General features: G+C 33.1%; 20 protein-coding genes. 3 read left to right on the forward strand and 17 right to left on the reverse strand.

The features are described 5' to 3' along the window. Window positions 1-28: 28 nt before the first annotated feature. The 3 genes from GJJ64_RS07065 to GJJ64_RS07075 form a co-directional block, all read right to left on the reverse strand. A complete protein-coding gene (locus GJJ64_RS07065) occupies window positions 29-2,539 on the reverse strand; it encodes a S8 family peptidase (protein ID WP_154287021.1) in 2,511 nt (836 codons plus the stop codon). Between the two features lie 17 nt (window positions 2,540-2,556). Beyond that, complete coding sequence (locus GJJ64_RS07070; protein WP_154287022.1) at window positions 2,557-3,537, reverse strand: AAA family ATPase; 981 nt, start codon at window positions 3,535-3,537, stop codon at window positions 2,557-2,559. A gap of 184 nt (window positions 3,538-3,721) precedes the next feature. Then, a complete protein-coding gene (locus GJJ64_RS07075; protein ID WP_195759251.1) occupies window positions 3,722-4,435 on the reverse strand; it encodes a hypothetical protein in 714 nt (237 codons plus the stop codon). A gap of 198 nt (window positions 4,436-4,633) precedes the next feature. On the opposite strand from GJJ64_RS07075, the gene GJJ64_RS07080 reads away from it, so the two are divergent. The 3 genes from GJJ64_RS07080 to GJJ64_RS07090 all read left to right on the forward strand — a co-directional run bounded on the left by GJJ64_RS07080 (window position 4,634) and on the right by GJJ64_RS07090 (window position 6,100). Continuing rightward, entirely contained in the window at window positions 4,634-4,972 is a 339-nt protein-coding gene (locus GJJ64_RS07080; protein ID WP_154287024.1) for a hypothetical protein, read from the forward strand. Between the two features lie 90 nt (window positions 4,973-5,062). After that, window positions 5,063-5,422 (forward strand): hypothetical protein, encoded by a 360-nt coding sequence (locus GJJ64_RS07085; RefSeq protein ID WP_154287025.1) that lies wholly within the window; start codon window positions 5,063-5,065, stop codon window positions 5,420-5,422. 3 nt (window positions 5,423-5,425) lie between these two features. Next, window positions 5,426-6,100: a hypothetical protein gene (locus GJJ64_RS07090; protein WP_154287026.1), complete on the forward strand. Its 675-nt coding sequence runs from the start codon at window positions 5,426-5,428 to the stop codon at window positions 6,098-6,100. 370 nt (window positions 6,101-6,470) lie between these two features. Here GJJ64_RS07090 and GJJ64_RS07095 read toward each other — a convergent pair whose 3' ends face one another. From GJJ64_RS07095 to GJJ64_RS17025, 14 genes are all read right to left on the reverse strand, one after another. Further along, on the reverse strand, window positions 6,471-7,505 hold the full coding sequence (locus tag GJJ64_RS07095) for a DUF932 domain-containing protein (protein ID WP_154287027.1): 1,035 nt from the start codon (window positions 7,503-7,505) through the stop codon (window positions 6,471-6,473). After that, window positions 7,489-7,689: a hypothetical protein gene (locus tag GJJ64_RS07100; RefSeq protein ID WP_154287028.1), complete on the reverse strand. Its 201-nt coding sequence runs from the start codon at window positions 7,687-7,689 to the stop codon at window positions 7,489-7,491. The genes GJJ64_RS07095 and GJJ64_RS07100 overlap by 17 nt, the downstream gene beginning before the upstream one ends. Beyond that, entirely contained in the window at window positions 7,682-7,816 is a 135-nt protein-coding gene (locus GJJ64_RS16985) for a hypothetical protein (RefSeq protein ID WP_262884803.1), read from the reverse strand. Before GJJ64_RS16985 ends, GJJ64_RS07100 begins: the two co-directional genes overlap by 8 nt. Before the next feature lie 54 nt (window positions 7,817-7,870). Beyond that, window positions 7,871-8,323 carry a hypothetical protein gene (locus GJJ64_RS07105; protein ID WP_154287029.1) on the reverse strand — a complete coding sequence of 151 codons (453 nt, stop codon included), beginning with the start codon at window positions 8,321-8,323 and terminating at the stop codon, window positions 7,871-7,873. Between the two features lie 765 nt (window positions 8,324-9,088). Beyond that, entirely contained in the window at window positions 9,089-9,583 is a 495-nt protein-coding gene (locus GJJ64_RS07110; protein ID WP_154287030.1) for a hypothetical protein, read from the reverse strand. Window positions 9,584-9,671: 88 nt separating this feature from the next. Beyond that, entirely contained in the window at window positions 9,672-10,451 is a 780-nt protein-coding gene (locus tag GJJ64_RS07115) for a hypothetical protein (RefSeq protein WP_154287031.1), read from the reverse strand. A gap of 7 nt (window positions 10,452-10,458) precedes the next feature. Further along, a complete protein-coding gene (locus GJJ64_RS07120; protein ID WP_154287032.1) occupies window positions 10,459-11,241 on the reverse strand; it encodes a DUF4138 domain-containing protein in 783 nt (260 codons plus the stop codon). 1 nt (window position 11,242) lies between these two features. After that, window positions 11,243-12,304, reverse strand: a complete 1,062-nt coding sequence (gene traM, locus GJJ64_RS07125; protein ID WP_154287033.1) for a conjugative transposon protein TraM — start codon at window positions 12,302-12,304, stop codon at window positions 11,243-11,245. Window positions 12,305-12,493: 189 nt separating this feature from the next. Continuing rightward, the gene (traK, locus tag GJJ64_RS07130) at window positions 12,494-13,099 is read right to left on the reverse strand and encodes a conjugative transposon protein TraK (RefSeq protein WP_154287034.1); all 606 of its coding nucleotides are present in this window, start codon (window positions 13,097-13,099) and stop codon (window positions 12,494-12,496) included. A gap of 19 nt (window positions 13,100-13,118) precedes the next feature. Continuing rightward, on the reverse strand, window positions 13,119-14,327 hold the full coding sequence (gene traJ / locus GJJ64_RS07135) for a conjugative transposon protein TraJ (protein WP_154287035.1): 1,209 nt from the start codon (window positions 14,325-14,327) through the stop codon (window positions 13,119-13,121). A 6-nt stretch (window positions 14,328-14,333) separates the two neighbouring features. Next, window positions 14,334-14,957 (reverse strand): TerB family tellurite resistance protein, encoded by a 624-nt coding sequence (locus GJJ64_RS07140; protein WP_154287036.1) that lies wholly within the window; start codon window positions 14,955-14,957, stop codon window positions 14,334-14,336. 6 nt (window positions 14,958-14,963) lie between these two features. Continuing rightward, window positions 14,964-15,593: a hypothetical protein gene (locus tag GJJ64_RS07145; RefSeq protein ID WP_154287037.1), complete on the reverse strand. Its 630-nt coding sequence runs from the start codon at window positions 15,591-15,593 to the stop codon at window positions 14,964-14,966. Window position 15,594: 1 nt separating this feature from the next. Further along, window positions 15,595-15,858 carry a hypothetical protein gene (locus tag GJJ64_RS17020; RefSeq protein ID WP_317162915.1) on the reverse strand — a complete coding sequence of 88 codons (264 nt, stop codon included), beginning with the start codon at window positions 15,856-15,858 and terminating at the stop codon, window positions 15,595-15,597. A gap of 72 nt (window positions 15,859-15,930) precedes the next feature. Beyond that, window positions 15,931-16,287 carry a hypothetical protein gene (locus GJJ64_RS17025; protein ID WP_317162916.1) on the reverse strand — a complete coding sequence of 119 codons (357 nt, stop codon included), beginning with the start codon at window positions 16,285-16,287 and terminating at the stop codon, window positions 15,931-15,933. Between the last annotated feature and the right edge of the window lies 1 nt (window position 16,288).

Genomic DNA, 16,288 nt, shown 5'->3' on the forward strand with positions numbered 1-16,288 from the left:
AGTATTTTCCTATACATAATATTGAAATTTACTCTAGTTCAATAGGGACATCAATATTAATCTGATTTAAAACAGGTGTATAAATATCAACATCAATAGCAGGGGTTTCGATAGATACAATTAGACTATACCTAACACTACTCTCAAAACGTTTCAACTTCGTTCTGTTTTTCCACCAACCACCTACTGGGTAAATAGCAATTACATTTCGTGAAGCCAAATCAACGGCAGCACCTTCCCAAATATCTTTATGTAAAGATCCCTTGTTTCTGGTTTCATCACCTAATAGCCAGTTTTTCTCTCCACCTTCCTTATCATAATCTTCTCCTTGCGTAGCTTTACTTATTCTTCCCATAAAAGCTTTTCGTGATTCGTTATTATCAATAATTTTAAAGCGTAGCCCATGAGATACATAATTAGCAGCAAGAGTATATCTCTTGTTACCTGGATTTGGCTCAATAAAATAAGAAAGTGTAATCTTTAGTTTAACAGGTGTATTAAATAATCCCTCTAAAGCTTCTTTGGGCCATGGAAGTTCAAACAAATGAAACTCATCAGTTTTTACTCTTCCTTCCCATTTAAGAGGTTTTATTATTTTTTCTGCAATTAATGTCAATGAGTTGTTTGCGCTGTAAATGGCACCTTCAAGTTGTGGTACACCGTATCCAACTGTTTGCAAAAGCTTATGTTTTTCCTCCTTATTTAGTAAGTTAATATGTTTTTTTTCGCTACCAAAGGAAGTTAACATTTGTTCAGTCCAATCCGCAGAATGTATCATTAAGGCCCTGATGGTTTCTGGCCAAAGCTGAGGATATTGAACATAAAGAATAGCGGCAAATCTGCTTGCCAGTGCGGTTGCCCCACTGGTATCTCCAAAAGTTGTCAGCCAATCCATAGTTATTCCTTTAGCTGTACTCAGCAATTGTAAGGAATCTGGTGTCAAAACACCTCCAAATTGTAAAGCCTGGTTGCCACCTTCCATTACCAAATCTGGTTTACGACACCACGATTTTTTCCAGCTTAAAGAGGTAGTGTTACATGGTGCCATGCTTCCTCGTTTAGCCAGGAGCTCTGATTCTGGATGTAATTCAAAATCAATTCGATCTTTTAATGTATAGGCACCTATCGTTATCGCGTTGAAAGCCTGAGCAGGAGAGTTAATGCTGCAGTCGTCGTTAGCTAAGGGATAATTAATTCTTTCTTCATCTAACAAATTACCGGAAGATATTAAAAACAAGGTATTTTCATTAAACCCTTCTTCATCAGCAAACGATAGTTGATCTATTGCGGCAGACCATAGTGTCGGTGTACCATGGTGATCGGCGTTTTCTTCGGTAATAGAAAGGCAAACTATCCTTTTATGAGTAGGGTTAATTAAAACCGCCCTTCCCAGTGCTTCTTTTGTGACATAGCCATAATTTTGTGGGTCATGCGGATGGTTGCTGCTGATTAATTTTATGCTTTCCAAGTGATGAAAGATTTGAATTTTATCATTATGCGCTAAAGCATCCGAAAGATCTCCATATAACACTAAACCCGCCATGGGTGTTCCGTGTCCCGAACGAGGAGCAGTGTCTGCTTTGCCTGCTTCAGGAATCACTGTGTCTAAATTTCTTTCCGGCACTAAATTTCGGATAGCTGGGTTACCTAAATTTAGTCCGGTATCTAGAAGACATACAGAAATATCACTAAAATCTGTGAAGTCTTCCACTCTTAAACTCAAATCTTTTAAAAATTCGTCTTTATCTTGTTTAGACAGATAGGTAAAAAACTCAGCGGTTTCTCTAGGTTTTCTTAATTCTGCCAATCTATCGCTGTACAATAAAGTTTTACCTAAATCTTCGGCAGTAGCTTTCATTAAACCAACTTTGTGCTCAGGAAAGTTGAGCCATTGTTGCCCAATAAGAATTTTATTTTTAGAGAGTGCTGCAAATAATTCTTCCTCATTTTGGTCTTGTGTAGCACTTCTGTCCAGCCAAACTTCCCACCATATATTCTCGTTAGCATTTGGAAAAGGAATTTCAGGTTCTTGCCAAAAACTTTCTAAAGTAGCTGCTCTGATATCATCAATATTGGAGATTAGTGAATTGTTTTCAGGAACAGGAATGCCTTTTCTTATACTTTGCCAAGTAGACTTTTCAGGAAAATTTTTAAGCTTTTCTAAAAATTTAGAGATTGCCTTCTTGTCTAAATATATAGCGGTTTCATAATAAGTTATTGGTAAGCCTCCTTCATCAATACTCTCAATATATTTAACATACGCAATCCTAAATGAACCCTTGTCATCAAACTTATCGATATCTAGCTGAAAGTTTATAGCAGATTTAAAAACCAGATAAACGAAATCTGTCTCGTCTCTGCCTTCATGAAAATCAGAAATTGCTTCCTCAAATCGGACTCTTATAAAATCTCCATGTTGTTGTTTATTAATGATACTTCTAGCTTTTACCTTAGGACCGCCAGAATTAAGAGAAGTATAAGGATGGGTAGTTGCAAATCTATCTCTTAAAAAGAGATGCTCTTGTAATTGTTTGGCCATAGGCTTAGATGACTAAATTAAAAAGGTGTTTTTCTGGCTTCAATATAGCCAAAAATTTTCTCTTTAGAAATCTTGTCTTCCCCATATACCAGCAAATCTTTAATCATATCACTGCATATCCTATGTATATCTGCGAAGCTCAAACCTACCGCCCGTTTGGCGAGCTCTGTTAAGTCGGTTTGTTGTTTTAGATTAAAATTGCTTAACTCTAAATTTAACAGACTCAAAATGTCTTCCATTGTAGGTAAGGGATAGCTAATGATGTCATCAAACCTACGGAACAAAGCACTATCTAAACTTTCCGGCATATTGGTAGCCGCAATAATTAAACTACGAGAGTCGTCTTTCTCTATCTGTAGTAAAAAACTGTTCAATACGCGTTTAATCTCACCAACTTCGTTACCGGCAGAACGTGTAGTACCTATGCTGTCGAATTCGTCAAAAAGATATACCGCCCTAAAATTATGCATCGTATCAAATATCAGACGTAGTTTAGCAATAGAATCACCCATATATCTGCTAATTAAACCATCTAAACGGATAACGAATAATGGTAAACCTAATTCTCCGGCAAGCACATGGGCACTCATTGTCTTTCCACAACCAGGAGCCCCTGTAAATAGCAATTTTTTACGAGCTTTCAATCCATGGCTTTCCAATAAATCTATTTTACCTTGCTCATCCAATACCCTCTGTAAAGCATTTTGAACGATAGGCGATAATACCATATCTTTCAATTTGACATCAGGATGTATCAGCTCCAATAAATCATTCAGCTCTTTTTGGGCTACATTTACAGGTAATTGTTTTATTATAGTAGACTGCTTATGCTTACTAAGCTTCGCCTTATCTATCATTTTTTTTAAATCGTCTGCAAGTGTGGCATGTCCACGACGAGCCTCTGCGGCAGCAATTTGCATAGCTGTGGCATAAAAACGGTCTTCATCACCATCTCCAAAAGATTTAATTAAACTCTTTATCTGTTCTGCCGCTGCCATTAATGCTTTTTTATTTGCGCCCGCAAAATTACTCTTATTACGTTAAAAGAAGAACGTTTGTTTGGTAAATGTTCTGTCAATGTAAGTATAATTATAGAAACCTCAAAATATGGAATGTAATTCAGTCCAAAGCTTATTTTTTTAAGCTAAACCGGCTGGAGCCATACAAAACTTATCGCTTATCTCATTTCTGTTTACTACCGTACATTCTCCAGTTCAATTTAATCTCTGACAGTTCTTCATAATCTATAATTTTCTGCATGATAGACTTTTTATGATTGGCGCCAACAAGAAACACGGCCTGATTATATTGATTTTTTTGACTGTATATATAAATATTTTGAAGCATTGCGTTTTCTCGTTTCTCTTTTTGCTCAATTCTAAATAAGTTATAAATATTAAGAAGCCTTTCATTCTCAATTTCAGATGCTACAATAGTATTTTCTAAAGCGTCCATTTTATCTGATAAATCAAGAAATTTATCGCTATTGAGATATTCAAAGCCTTCATTTGCTATTAATGTTTCTCTCTCTTCATCAAAAGTTATATAGTCCTTATGGGTAAATAATTTATGAAAGATAAAATTAAGCTCATTTTGATATTCAGCTAATTTTTGTCTTGTATCAATATCAACTGGAATTATTTCAACATCATAATTTTGCTTATATTTTTTAATACTTTTTACTTCAAGAGGCACTGTTGGGGCTTTAAGATTACGCAAAACGCTATTTATAAAATAGGTGTCAAATAAATCACTGTAAAACATATCAGAATATTCGCTGGTCAATTCATCGAAAATCACTTCCGGTCTTATATTTTTCAGGATGTCAAATAATTCATCAGAATTACATTTTCCGTTTTCCAAATGTGCAGTGCAAATTAAAATTATATTATACATCTTTTTAGGGTATATACTCCATTAAGGTAAAAAAAAGATAAGGCCTAATAGTTATATTAGGTATTTAATCATTTTTAAGTTTTTTATGGTACATGTAATTTATAACAACTAATAAATAATATTGATAAATCCAAAAACAACTCCTTTCATATTTAAGAAAAATATCTTTATTATTACAACATAATTCACATTTACACTATGAAATATTTCTACACTATATTATTTATTGATTTATGTGCATTAACTCTTAATATAAACGCACAAGAAACACCTAAAGAACAGCCCACTAAAATCTCTATAAAAGAAGCCCAACAATACCTAAACAAACTTGTAACCATTTGCGACTCCGTTTACAGTACCAAAGCCCTAGAAAAATTAACTTTCTTAAACTTTGGCGGTAATTTCCCCAATGCACCCTTAACCTTAGTGGTATTTAAAAGTGATGAAGCTAAATTCCCTCAAGCACCAGAAACCTTATACAACCATAAACGTATTTGTGTAACTGGGAAGCTTACAGAGTATAATGGGAAATTATAATTGGTTGTTAATGGGGTACTACAGGTTAATTAAAGCTATTATCTATAAGTAGTTATTTATTAAAAAGTTAATAATCTTAAGTAAGCATATATGGAAATTGAATCATTAGCACAAGCTCTGTTGCATAGTAAAGAAAGTCTTGAAAGTCAAAAAATTGAATTTTATAAACTTGAAAAGGAATTGGAAGATTTAAAAAAAAGAGAAAAATCATCAGATATGAAACTTAGGATTCTTCAAAAACAGAGTGAAGTTAATGCTAATAAGACATCAGTGGATAATCGAATTGATGAAAAAAAAGAAATAGAGGCTGAATTGTTGGAAAAGTTAAAAGAGGCTGAAATAAAAATAGATGAACTTATTGAATTTCATCTTCAAAATGAATCTTATTTTTCAGTGGAATATAATATCGAAAATGAAGTTATTATAAGAGGTCCATACTCTAAAATATAATTTATGCTCTATTTTACCAGAAATAGCTATGTTCCAGCAATTGATTGGAAAATTAAAAGAGACCCTATATTTAGACTTTTAGATAAAACAGAATGGCTAAATAATTTTTTTAATAAAGGAGAGATCTTTATTAGTTGTTTTTCTCAATTTAGAGAGTATGAAAATGAAGTCCAAGGCGATAAAAACGAAGGTAAAGCTTTATGCTGGTTTGAAGATAACAAAGGGAATACACACGGATTACAATATGAAGCTGGACTAAATAGTTTTATACTTTCTACTACAACAAGTTTAACCGAACAAAATAAAAAAGACTTTAAAGCTGTCGGGGCGATTAAAATTGTAAACCCAACTTCTTTTGCTTTGGAAATAGCAAAAAAACTCCCTTTTTGTGAAGCTGGTTCAGAAGGCCGGTGTAATTATCAGGAAAATAGAGTTTTTAAATTGAAAAATTATGAAACATTAGCACATCAAATTAAACGACCAGAATATTATGCTAATCCAGCATTTCATGTGGAGCTTCAATCTCTAACTCAAGAGTTTGAACTTTTTCTTAAACACAAAAAGTATGAAAGTCAAAAAGAATATCGGTTAGTTTGGTTTACTTCAAAGAAGCAAAATTCAGGTTTGATTATTAATTGTCCAGAAGCTGTTAAATATTGTGAGCGGTTAAATTTTTAGTATTAAATTGCAAAAGCCTTTTATCTTACCTATTTTCACAGGATATATTAATTTACCATGAATCAATACGAAACACTGTTAAAATACGTCAAAGAAAATGTTGTAAGGAAAACCGATAGAACTGGTACAATAAGTATTTTTAGCTTTTCGTCTCAACTTCCTAATTTATCACCGAAAATGGATAGAATATTAGTTTCGATATTAATAGAATCTAGTTCTTATTTATCCAAGAAATTAACATTTCATAACATCCCTAATAATTAATATCCTCTTATATAAAAGCCTCCAAATTTTTCTCTTTTATCAATATCCTCATCAATGAAGGAAAAATTTGGAGGCTTAAACGCAAAAAAGGGCTTTCGCCCTTTTCTTAGTTAAACATGAATTCCTGTTTGTTTTTGGCAACTTTCAAGCATAAATCAAAAGCTTTTTGACTTCTTTGCAAACCTGTACCAAACTGTATAGACTTAAGTTTTTGTTCTTCATTTTTATAGCTTTTAACATTTTGGTAGTATCCGGTAATAGCATTATAAGCACCAAATAAAGTACCTTTTGTGGTACTGGTTTGCTGTGTATGGCTACCAAATGCATACTCTAAAATATTGTTGCAAATATTTTTAAAGTGTGTCGAGTTCTCATCCTCCCGGTTATGTAGAACATTTTCTAAGACTTCTTTAGTAGGTGCCATTACTTGCTGCACCAACTTCAAAACTTCCTTATCTGTGATTCGCACTTTTGTCCATACATTAAAAGCCTCTTCTAACTCTTTAGCATAAAGATTACTAATTCCCATTAATTGATGTGCTTGCTGTAATCTCTCCTTAGCATTATTAGTATGCTTTATTTTTAAGCAGTTACTTTGATTTCTAAGCGCTGCATTTAAGGTATTGTTACAAACTATCCGTATAGGTGTAAAAGCTGCGGTTATACTCCCGCTTCCGTCATGGCTAGTTGTAAGGAATAAGTATTTCTCTATCAAATCATCATAACCAACCCTAATAAAATCGGGTAATTTTGCAGTGATAAAAATACGTTCTCCTTTGCCTAATGCTCCGGCTGTTTCATACAAAATACCTTCTTGTTGATTTACAATAGCATCAAAAAACAAAAAGGCATCTTCATTTTGGACCACCTGATAATCACTACCTAATTTATCCCCTAAAATCTGATTATTATCAGTCCTAAAGGTAAAAAAGGAATTATCAGATAAAAGCTCGTCTCCATTAGGCAACCTATGTAAATTAGGTAATTTAGATACTTCAAAATCAAGCCCGGCAAATTTTAAAGCTTCTGCACTTGTTGGATAATCTTCTACTATTTGACCTAAGCCATGCCAAGCCTTTTCTCTTACACTAAAAAAGCTATGCTTTTGTGTCTGCTCATTATAATTAATTTGATGTGCCATTGTTGTCATGTTTTGGGCTGTTAAACCGGGTAAATAAAATGTGTGTGTTTAATACTTGGATATTAGTCGTATCAGATAAGACTATTACCGCTTCTTTTTCTAATTCCTGTATGATTTCAGGAATATTCCCGAGATTAGAGTTTACTTCTGCTCTAACTACGAGATACAAGATTTCTTTATTCATGATAATTGTAGGTGTTTAAAAAATCGTTTAGTTCTAGGGTATATCTTTTAGGGTCATTTTCTGCTAATTGTTCAGCATAGCCCTCCCAGAAAATTTGATTTGTGAATTCTATAAATAATGCTGTCATGATGTTAATTTTTAAGGAAATAAACCACCCGGCTATAAAGCCGGGTGGCATGCATTAAGATTTTGGAAAAACAATATTGGCTTCAATTTCGGCTAGCTTTTCCATGCAAGCACTACGAATAAAACCAGCTACTAAATGGATAAGCCCTGAAGTTTGGGTTATGAACTTCCTACCCTTATCATCACAAATAATTAACTGGCAGCCTTGAAAATGATTATTTTCCAATTCATCACCTTCTTCCATTAGGTTAATCTCAAACGCGTCTAATTGCTGAATCCTGATTAATAAATTGTTTCTTTGAAGACTTCTTCTGTGTAGACTTTCAACCACTTTTAGCGTATGCTCTAAATTGGGCATGAATTTCTCTGGTTTTACTTCTTTCTCTACCTTAACAATGCCTTCCTGTGGGGTTCTTGGCTCGTTAGGTCTTAAGGTTGATGTTTTTGACTCTTCCTTTTTTTGAGTGCTACTTTGTACAGCTCCGTTTGTTTTTTCTACTGCATTCATGATGATAAATATTAAATAGTTAAAAAATTTGTTAATTACCGATTTCGGCTTACGCCTCCATTGGCTTTTTGATAGAGGCAATACAATTGAGCGTGGGGCTGGTAGGTCAAGACTTTGTGGCAAAAAATACTACCCGAAGCAAAGCGTAGGTGTGGAGATTTTTTGTCCAAACCCGAAGGGCATGGCCTTGCCTGCCGAAGAGGTTTAAATTTGCCTCAGCAAAAAAGCCAATAAGAACTCATCCATGATGATTTAGAAACATCTTTATATTTAGATATTCTAGATAAACTGATGAATGTAGGGTAACGAAATGAATAGGTTTATTCACTTTCTATAACGAAAAACAAACTGCCTTTTTCCGCTAGAGAGCGGAACGCAGCACCCAAAGGGCATAAAGCTTTTGAGGTTACGAAAAGGGTTTATGGTTTGGCTTTACGTGGCTCTCTATTATTTAAATTGTCTTTATCATTCAATGGTTATAAACTTATGAATGCAGAGCAACGGAATGAATGTGTTTATTCGCATCTGTAACGGAACGCAAATTTCATCTATCAGCAAAATAGCTTCGTTGACACTCGTAAGGCATAAACTTTTTGAGGATAGGAAAAGGGTTTATGGTGATGATTTGAAAAAGTCTATCACCTCTTAAAATACAATGATATTAAACACTTCTGAATGTAGTATAACGGAATGAATGTGTTTGATTCTCGCTTATTTTACAAGAGCAACATAGCATCAGGAACTTTTTAAGATTACAAAAAGGGATTATGGAATAGAAATAATAGTTGACTTGTTTATAATTTTGCTTTTTCTCTTTGACAAAAGGGTAAAAGGTGTAGTCTCTCTAAAAGTTATTTGATAATCTACTTTTATACTTTTTTCGCTTTTTACTTTTTCGTAATGATGTATTTCATTAATCACCTCTCTACCAATTTTAACTCTTTGAACTTTTTGCTTTAAATCGTTCTCAGTTTGTTTAATTAAATAGGGTTTTGCTTTTTCTGTAAAACTGATTAATGGACTACCTAATTCTAAAATGTTTTGTGACATATCGATTTTAACATATCCATCTTTCTCCAAACCTACATCTATTAATTTGTTAGCATCAATAGGGTCTGCTAAGTAGATTTCATAATCTATTTGTTTTGGATAATTCTCCTGCTGGGATAATAACTTCAATGCATCTTCTTTTGATATAGAATTTGAATCACAACCTAACAAGAATATTATGCTGAGTAAAAAAATGAATTGCTTTTTCATAGCTAAAAATGATGATGTTATTCTAAAACGAACTAAATTGACTTTTAATGTAATTAAATGCAAAAAGCCCCTAAGGGCTTTTCTTAAATTATAGACTCATCTTTTTTTTTCTTGAGTTACTTTGTTTGGGTTCTCCTAAATCTTTAGAAGCTTGCTTTAAAGCCTTTTCTTCCTTTAAAACAACATCATTGTTATCTTTCTCAACGTTCTGTCTTTTAACGCTACGTTGTTTACTATCATAGATATTGATGTTTTTATACTGTGGAACAGCTTCTATGTAAAACTTAGTTTCCTTATTGTCCTTGTCAATTACGACTTGTTGTAAATTCCCTTTCTCTAAAGAACTTAATAAGTTACGCTTCTGTTCAGGATCGCTTAATTCTTTTATCGGATAATTAGAAATTGCCTTTTCTAAATTATAACCATACTTTTCACTAAACTGCTGTAGTTTAAAGCCGCTTTTTTCATCAGGAGAATTGAAATCTACTTTTATCCAAGCTTCATATTTTTCACCATCTTTACCTATCAATTCCTTTTTAACAGAACGGCCTTCAAGTAAATTAAAAGCCTCTTTAGCTGTAATTCCGATCCCTTTGTTGATATAAAACACTTGTTCCTTATCAAGCTCTGGTTTTCCATTAGTAAGAACAGCATCGTACTTATTAAAGAAATACATATCAGAAGAACCTGACTTTTTAAAGTGTAGTGTGAAATTCATTTTATTATTAAAATGAGGGATTTCACAAGTTAACTTAAATTCATTTTTTTGAGCTTTTATTTCGCTCTCAAGAGACTCGTTTAAACGTTCTCCAAATCCAAAATACTTTAGATTTGATTTCAGATAATCTAAATTTTGTGTGTTCATCATAAAGAAATTAGTAGTTAAAAATTGAGTTTATTGTTTTTACCTTTTTAAGGTCTCGATTGTAGAGTTTATGATATATATGTCTTGAACCATTCTTTTCATATATCTCAATAAATAATGCTCTGCCTTTTTGTATAGGGAATTTCAGATTGACAAATACTAGATGCTTATCCTTTTTACTTACTATTTTATTATTCTCCAACCCCATTGCTTGAACTGGATGAATATCTTGCTCTTGCGTAACAGTTCTTCTTGTGGCTTTTAAATCTTTGATATAAAACCTGATAAAATCTATTTCATAATCTATTTTAGATTGATTATTGATGTTTATCTTAAAAAATAAGCTGTCTCCGGAAATTAAAACTTTAGAAACTGTAGACTTAACTTTGTCAATGGATACACTTTTTAATGGTTTTATCTTGGCTTTTAAAACTTTAGCGGCATTAACATCTTTTTGTATGAGTAATTTCTTACTTGCTTCAATAGATGAAACTTTGATTTTCTTACCCGCTCTTCCAAAAGAATATTCAAGTCGCCAAGAAAAAACTAATCCATCAACTGTGGATACTTCTAAAACAGTAGGCTTAAAGTTTGTAGAGACCGCTTTTACTTTAATTAATTTTTTGTTAATCACTTCAAATTCAACCAGCTCTCCAATTGGATGAATACTTTTAATTTCTTGTTCAAATTCTAAGCATGTGTATTTACTTTGACTGATGTAAATTGTTGGAACAGCTAAGCTTACTTTCAGCAGTGAGAGCAAACTCATAATGGTTATGATGATAATTTTCATATTAGATAGTTCTTTGGTTGTTATCTTTTAATAGCAGTTGGTAACCTGCTTTTATTTGAACACGAATTTGTTTAACTTTTTTACTGAACAGCCCTTTTATAGCCTGTACTCCTGCTCCAGCAGCTTGTGCGCTTAGCGAAGGATCCATAGTCATGATTTGCATACTTTGTATGGCATCATCTACTCCTTGCTTTGAGGCGTCACGAGATATTGTACCAGGAACAAACAAACCTTCTATTCCATCTAAATCAAAAGCTGACAGTGAAACTGGGAGAATAGAATTTTTGTAACGAAGGCTTTTGATATTAATCAACATACGCTCGCTATTAATTTGAGCTAAACCATATATAAAATGGTTTTGGGGAATAACTATTCCATTAATGTAGACTGTGTCAAGTAATCTCAACTTAATTACAGCCCCAGATACAATTTCTTGATTCTGATGAATGACTGCCTTAATAGCATTGGCTTGATTGTTATCATCAGATAAATCTTGTTTAGTTCTTACGGCATAACTACCTGACAATTGTTTGTTTTCAAGTTTTTCCTTAGTTCTTCCGGGATGTTGGATATCCATGATTTTTTCAAGTATACCATCAAGCTGTTCTATCTCTGGGTCTTCCTGTTTTTGATTTAACATACTCATCATATGCTCTACCTTATTTACTTCGCTAGTGGGTCTTGGAGAAGCTATTCTACTTTGATAAGCATGACTCATTTCTTCCTCTTGAAGTAAAGAGTTTAATTTATTTAGCTTATTGCTTATTTCTTCCTCTGGGCTATCGCCAGCAAATTCGTTAAAGGGATTATCCTTTTCTTCGCTCATTAAGGAAGAGGCTGTAGCTTCATAAACACTAAACTTATCTGTCTTTTGATGCTCATCAAATTTTGCAGCTGGTAATTCAAGTTTAAGCCCTTTTATTTCCTCTTCTATTGGAGCTTGTTTAACTTTACCTCCGCCTAAAGCCCAAAAGGCCATGGTAAGAAATGGTAAGATAAGTAATGGCATTATTAGGTATAATCGCCTCTGCTTGGGCGTTCCTGCTAATCTTTTTGTTTTCATACTGTTGTGATTTAAATAATAGTGTTTAAAATGAGATAGATATTGAAAGCAGTTGAAATGATAGACAAGACTATTAAAAACACTTTCTTTTGGTTATCAGTAAATGCATGGCATTTATGGTTAATATATTGTGCTAACAGTCTATGTTTGATTTCAAGGCAGCTTTTGAGCTTGTGCTTATTAAGTTTTTTATTGTACATCTTGATTAGTTATGATTTTCCATTTTTCGATTAAAAAACCGTGAGGATTATTATCAGAGCGACTTACTCCACGTAAGAAGCCTTCACTAACCAAACTGCGCTTGGCTGTTGAAGAAGATCTGATGAGTTCCTGTGTAGCAAAACACCTGAAGTAATAAGGAATTTGATTAATATCAACCTGAATACTATCTATAGAAATCCTCTGACTTATATTGGCTGAAATCAAATTATTGTAATAGCCTTCTTCTTTTAGATTATCATATTGAGCTTTTGCGGTTTGGTCTGCCAGATAGAGTGCCTTACTTATATTCGCTTGAATTACTTCATCATCAGGGTCAAGAGAAAAGAAATAATGATGAAAAGTAGCTATATGGTCTTTTGCCTCCACAGGAATATTTTCTTTCCTACTTGCTGAAAAAGCTTCTAATATTTTACCATTACTTAAGATGTAAATCTTATCATTCGCATTAGAAAGCATTTGATAGCTTTTGAATAATGCAAAAATCGTAATGACTAAACATATTGCCATTAAAACGATACTGAATAGTTTTATGTGCCTAAAAGCCGTATCAATATTTTTGAGTTGTTGAAACATAATACTTGGGGTTTTAGAGTTAATTGCCTGATAAGCGATTTTTTCGCGGAGAGTTATTATCCTTATCAGAGTTAAAATAATTTGAGTTTGCTCCGAAGGCTGAATGACTTTTAGAAACTTTCTGCCACTGATTACCTAAAGCATCAGCTGCCATTCCCATACCTGATTTAGTTGTAGAAACTACTGTACCGCCAGACTTGCTCATCATCGAGTTTACACGGCTTAATAAAGAGTTTCCTCCTCCAGCATGAACGATATAGTTTGCTACTCCTGGAACAGTAAAGTACCCTACTATACCTATTAGCATAAAAATAAGGTATGCTGTATCTGTTGGACTAAAGAATGTATCTCCACTGCTTTGTACTTGAGAAATATCTAGCTGTAACATATTCTCCTGTATTTTACCTAGAATAGAGCTAAATATATTGGCTACTGGAAGCCAAAGAAATACATTAACATATCTTGCTATCCATACTGTTAAAGTATGTTGAAAGCCATCAAATACAGAAAATCCAAATACTAAAGGTCCCAAGATTGCCAACACAATAAGATAAAATGTTCTGATAGTGTTGATACACAAGGCTGCTGCCTCATATAGAAGTTGTAGTACTTCGCTCATCCATTGTTTAATTGTGTTTCTAAAATTATAGGATTGCTTATCCATCCAGAACCTCATATCATTACCTAACCCTTCAAGAAGCCCCTCATCTTTTGAATTACCATTGCCAGAATTGGTATATTTATACCACTTCTCTCTATCTCCGCTACCGTCTTCCCCTACGTACATTTGCCAAGACCTTGAATTTTTAGTGGCTTCTGCTTTCTTATGTAATAGTACAGCTATAGCTTTATTTGAATCAGTCACCATGCTATTCGTAGTAGAAACAATAGGATTTAATATCCCATTCATTAAGTCAATAACTGATGGAAAAAGCATGATTGCTAAACCTAAAGCAAAGGGTCTTAAGAGAGGATAAAAATCAATAGGCTCAGCCGCTGCTATATGCTTCCAAACTCTGGAACCTATGTACCATAATGCAGCAAAACCTGCTATACCTCTTGCTACATCTATGAGTTTGCTACATAAGGGTAACATTTCAATATAAACGCTATCAAGTACTTGTTGAAGCCCTGTGCTACCTCCTGAAATGGTTTGTGCAAAAGAAATTTCAGGCAATATTATTCCTGACACCATCAAAAAGATGGTTAAATATTTAAAATTTCGCATATAAATTTATTTTATTGAGTGAAGCTTTTGAATGTGGGTTATGTCGTTCTGAGATTGTATCCTCTGCATCATCAACATAGAGGAATTTCTGTTAAAAGACCTTAAGAATTGAAGTTTATCAACTGAATCTGCATATATTCTATCAATAATAGCTAGACGTTCACTATCATTCATACTCAATTTACTAGCTGTAATAACAGTGATTAACTCATCTAAACTTTTTGTACTTCCTGTAAGTAAATTCTGATACACATTTCGATGATAATCCAGCTCCTTGACATTAAATGTTCCACTTTTTGAAAACGCTTTTAAAGCCAATTTGTACTCTTTGATTAAACTTTTTTGATGATTTATAATTTCCCCTACTCGCCAATAATTTCGGATTAGAGGATTTACTGCTAATAAATTATTAAAGAAAGCTTCATGTAAATTAAAGTTGCCCTCACTTAATCCTTTAATAGCGTTATAGCCTTTACTCACAATACGATATCCTTGTTTCATATCCTCTAACATGTTTTTTAATTGCTTGAGCTTTTCAAAATTTAAAAGCAATTGTTCTGTTTCATGAGATTGTGCTTTGCTACCCATCCCTATTCCGAGGATGAAAGCAGCTATCAATAATTTCTTCATAGGGATTTATTTAGTTAGGTTAAATAATCTTAAAGAATTGTTAAGTGTGACTTCTTCTTGCTTTCGCAGATTCTGGAAAATTTTTACATCCGAGACAAATGACTTACAAAAATTTAGTCGCTCATTCATTTCTTTATAAAGCTTATTAATCATTTTTAGTCTTTGGTTATCATTTGCTTGCAGATTACCTGAGGTGACTATCATTTTTAAATCGCTTAAAGAACGCGTACTCTCTTTTAGTACAATTGACATTACATTGTTAATGTATGGCCACTCCTGACCACTTAGGCTATCGTTGTTAATTCTAGAAAAGTGGAGTGAAATTTTATGATGAGAATCTGTAATTTCTTTTACCTTATGATTTTTTGCCAATACCGGATTTATAGTTCGTAAAGACTCATAATAATCTTGATGTAAAATGAACTCGCCATTTTTAAATTGTTTTATAAAACCTAATCCGTCATGGGCGATATCATATCCTCTTCTTAAATAATTACCATATGTTTTTAAGGCTATAATTTGCTGTAAGAGATATTCTCTTTGAGTTTCTTTTTGTTTAAAAAACTCATTAAAAGATTGGGCCTTTAGTTGATAGAAGAGTAAACTTCCTAGTACAACTATGATCAAATGTTTCATATTAATTAGGTAAGTCTATGCCGTAAAGATTCTGAACTCTTAAAATATCTTGTTGTCTTTTTGCCCTTTGTAGGCTCATTAAGATATTCTGATTATTAAAACGCTTCAAATCGCTATAATTCTGATTGATTCTATTAGCAGCTTCATTAATTAACTCTAACCTTTCAGCATATGTCATCTGAGTTTTAAAGGAGTTGATAATTAGCAGTAAATGATCAATATTTTTAGCACTCTCTTTTAAAATACCAGTATAAACGTTGTACATATATTGAAGTTCATGAGGTTTAAAGCTTGTATCCTTTTGAGCTAAGGCCCAAGCTCTTTTATATTCTTCAACTCAAAAAACCTGCTTATTAACGATATCCTTAATCTGTTGATAGTAAGAAATAGCTGCTTTTACCTTCCATAAGTCTGTATAATAATTTTCGTAAAGAGACCTTTGTTTTTCTGACCAATTAGCTATTTCGGTAAGTTTTAGTTTAGATAATTGGTTCTCCATAACCTTCTGAGCATTTTGCAACCAAAGTGTTTCGTTTTGCATCCGCTGTATTTTAAGGTCAACAGCTTTAATCACCTTCTTTACCCCAGCTTTGATGACCTCTAAAACAGCTATTTGCGCATTAGCCTCTTGCGTAGGTAATGAAACCATTAGCACTATCATGCTAGCTGGCATTAAAAACATAAATTTTTTCATA

Source organism: Pedobacter puniceum (genome assembly GCF_009674685.1).
In the GTDB taxonomy this organism is placed as follows: Bacteria; Bacteroidota; Bacteroidia; order Sphingobacteriales; family Sphingobacteriaceae; genus Pseudopedobacter; species Pseudopedobacter puniceum.

Bases quoted from the DNA above. Each gene is read 5' to 3' on its own strand.
- GJJ64_RS07065 (WP_154287021.1), bottom strand. From the start codon at position 2,539: ATGGCCAAACAATTACAAGAGCATCTCTTTTTAAGAGATAGATTTGCA.
- GJJ64_RS07070 (WP_154287022.1), bottom strand. From the start codon at position 3,537: ATGGCAGCGGCAGAACAGATAAAGAGTTTAATTAAATCTTTTGGAGAT.
- GJJ64_RS07075 (WP_195759251.1), bottom strand. From the start codon at position 4,435: ATGTATAATATAATTTTAATTTGCACTGCACATTTGGAAAACGGAAAA.
- GJJ64_RS07080 (WP_154287024.1), top strand. From the start codon at position 4,634: ATGAAATATTTCTACACTATATTATTTATTGATTTATGTGCATTAACT.
- GJJ64_RS07085 (WP_154287025.1), top strand. From the start codon at position 5,063: ATGGAAATTGAATCATTAGCACAAGCTCTGTTGCATAGTAAAGAAAGT.
- GJJ64_RS07090 (WP_154287026.1), top strand. From the start codon at position 5,426: ATGCTCTATTTTACCAGAAATAGCTATGTTCCAGCAATTGATTGGAAA.
- GJJ64_RS07095 (WP_154287027.1), bottom strand. From the start codon at position 7,505: ATGGCACATCAAATTAATTATAATGAGCAGACACAAAAGCATAGCTTT.
- GJJ64_RS07100 (WP_154287028.1), bottom strand. From the start codon at position 7,689: ATGAATAAAGAAATCTTGTATCTCGTAGTTAGAGCAGAAGTAAACTCT.
- GJJ64_RS16985 (WP_262884803.1), bottom strand. From the start codon at position 7,816: ATGACAGCATTATTTATAGAATTCACAAATCAAATTTTCTGGGAGGGC.
- GJJ64_RS07105 (WP_154287029.1), bottom strand. From the start codon at position 8,323: ATGAATGCAGTAGAAAAAACAAACGGAGCTGTACAAAGTAGCACTCAA.
- GJJ64_RS07110 (WP_154287030.1), bottom strand. From the start codon at position 9,583: ATGAAAAAGCAATTCATTTTTTTACTCAGCATAATATTCTTGTTAGGT.
- GJJ64_RS07115 (WP_154287031.1), bottom strand. From the start codon at position 10,451: ATGATGAACACACAAAATTTAGATTATCTGAAATCAAATCTAAAGTAT.
- GJJ64_RS07120 (WP_154287032.1), bottom strand. From the start codon at position 11,241: ATGAAAATTATCATCATAACCATTATGAGTTTGCTCTCACTGCTGAAA.
- traM (WP_154287033.1), bottom strand. From the start codon at position 12,304: ATGAAAACAAAAAGATTAGCAGGAACGCCCAAGCAGAGGCGATTATAC.
- traK (WP_154287034.1), bottom strand. From the start codon at position 13,099: ATGTTTCAACAACTCAAAAATATTGATACGGCTTTTAGGCACATAAAA.
- traJ (WP_154287035.1), bottom strand. From the start codon at position 14,327: ATGCGAAATTTTAAATATTTAACCATCTTTTTGATGGTGTCAGGAATA.
- GJJ64_RS07140 (WP_154287036.1), bottom strand. From the start codon at position 14,957: ATGAAGAAATTATTGATAGCTGCTTTCATCCTCGGAATAGGGATGGGT.
- GJJ64_RS07145 (WP_154287037.1), bottom strand. From the start codon at position 15,593: ATGAAACATTTGATCATAGTTGTACTAGGAAGTTTACTCTTCTATCAA.
- GJJ64_RS17020 (WP_317162915.1), bottom strand. From the start codon at position 15,858: ATGTACAACGTTTATACTGGTATTTTAAAAGAGAGTGCTAAAAATATT.
- GJJ64_RS17025 (WP_317162916.1), bottom strand. From the start codon at position 16,287: ATGAAAAAATTTATGTTTTTAATGCCAGCTAGCATGATAGTGCTAATG.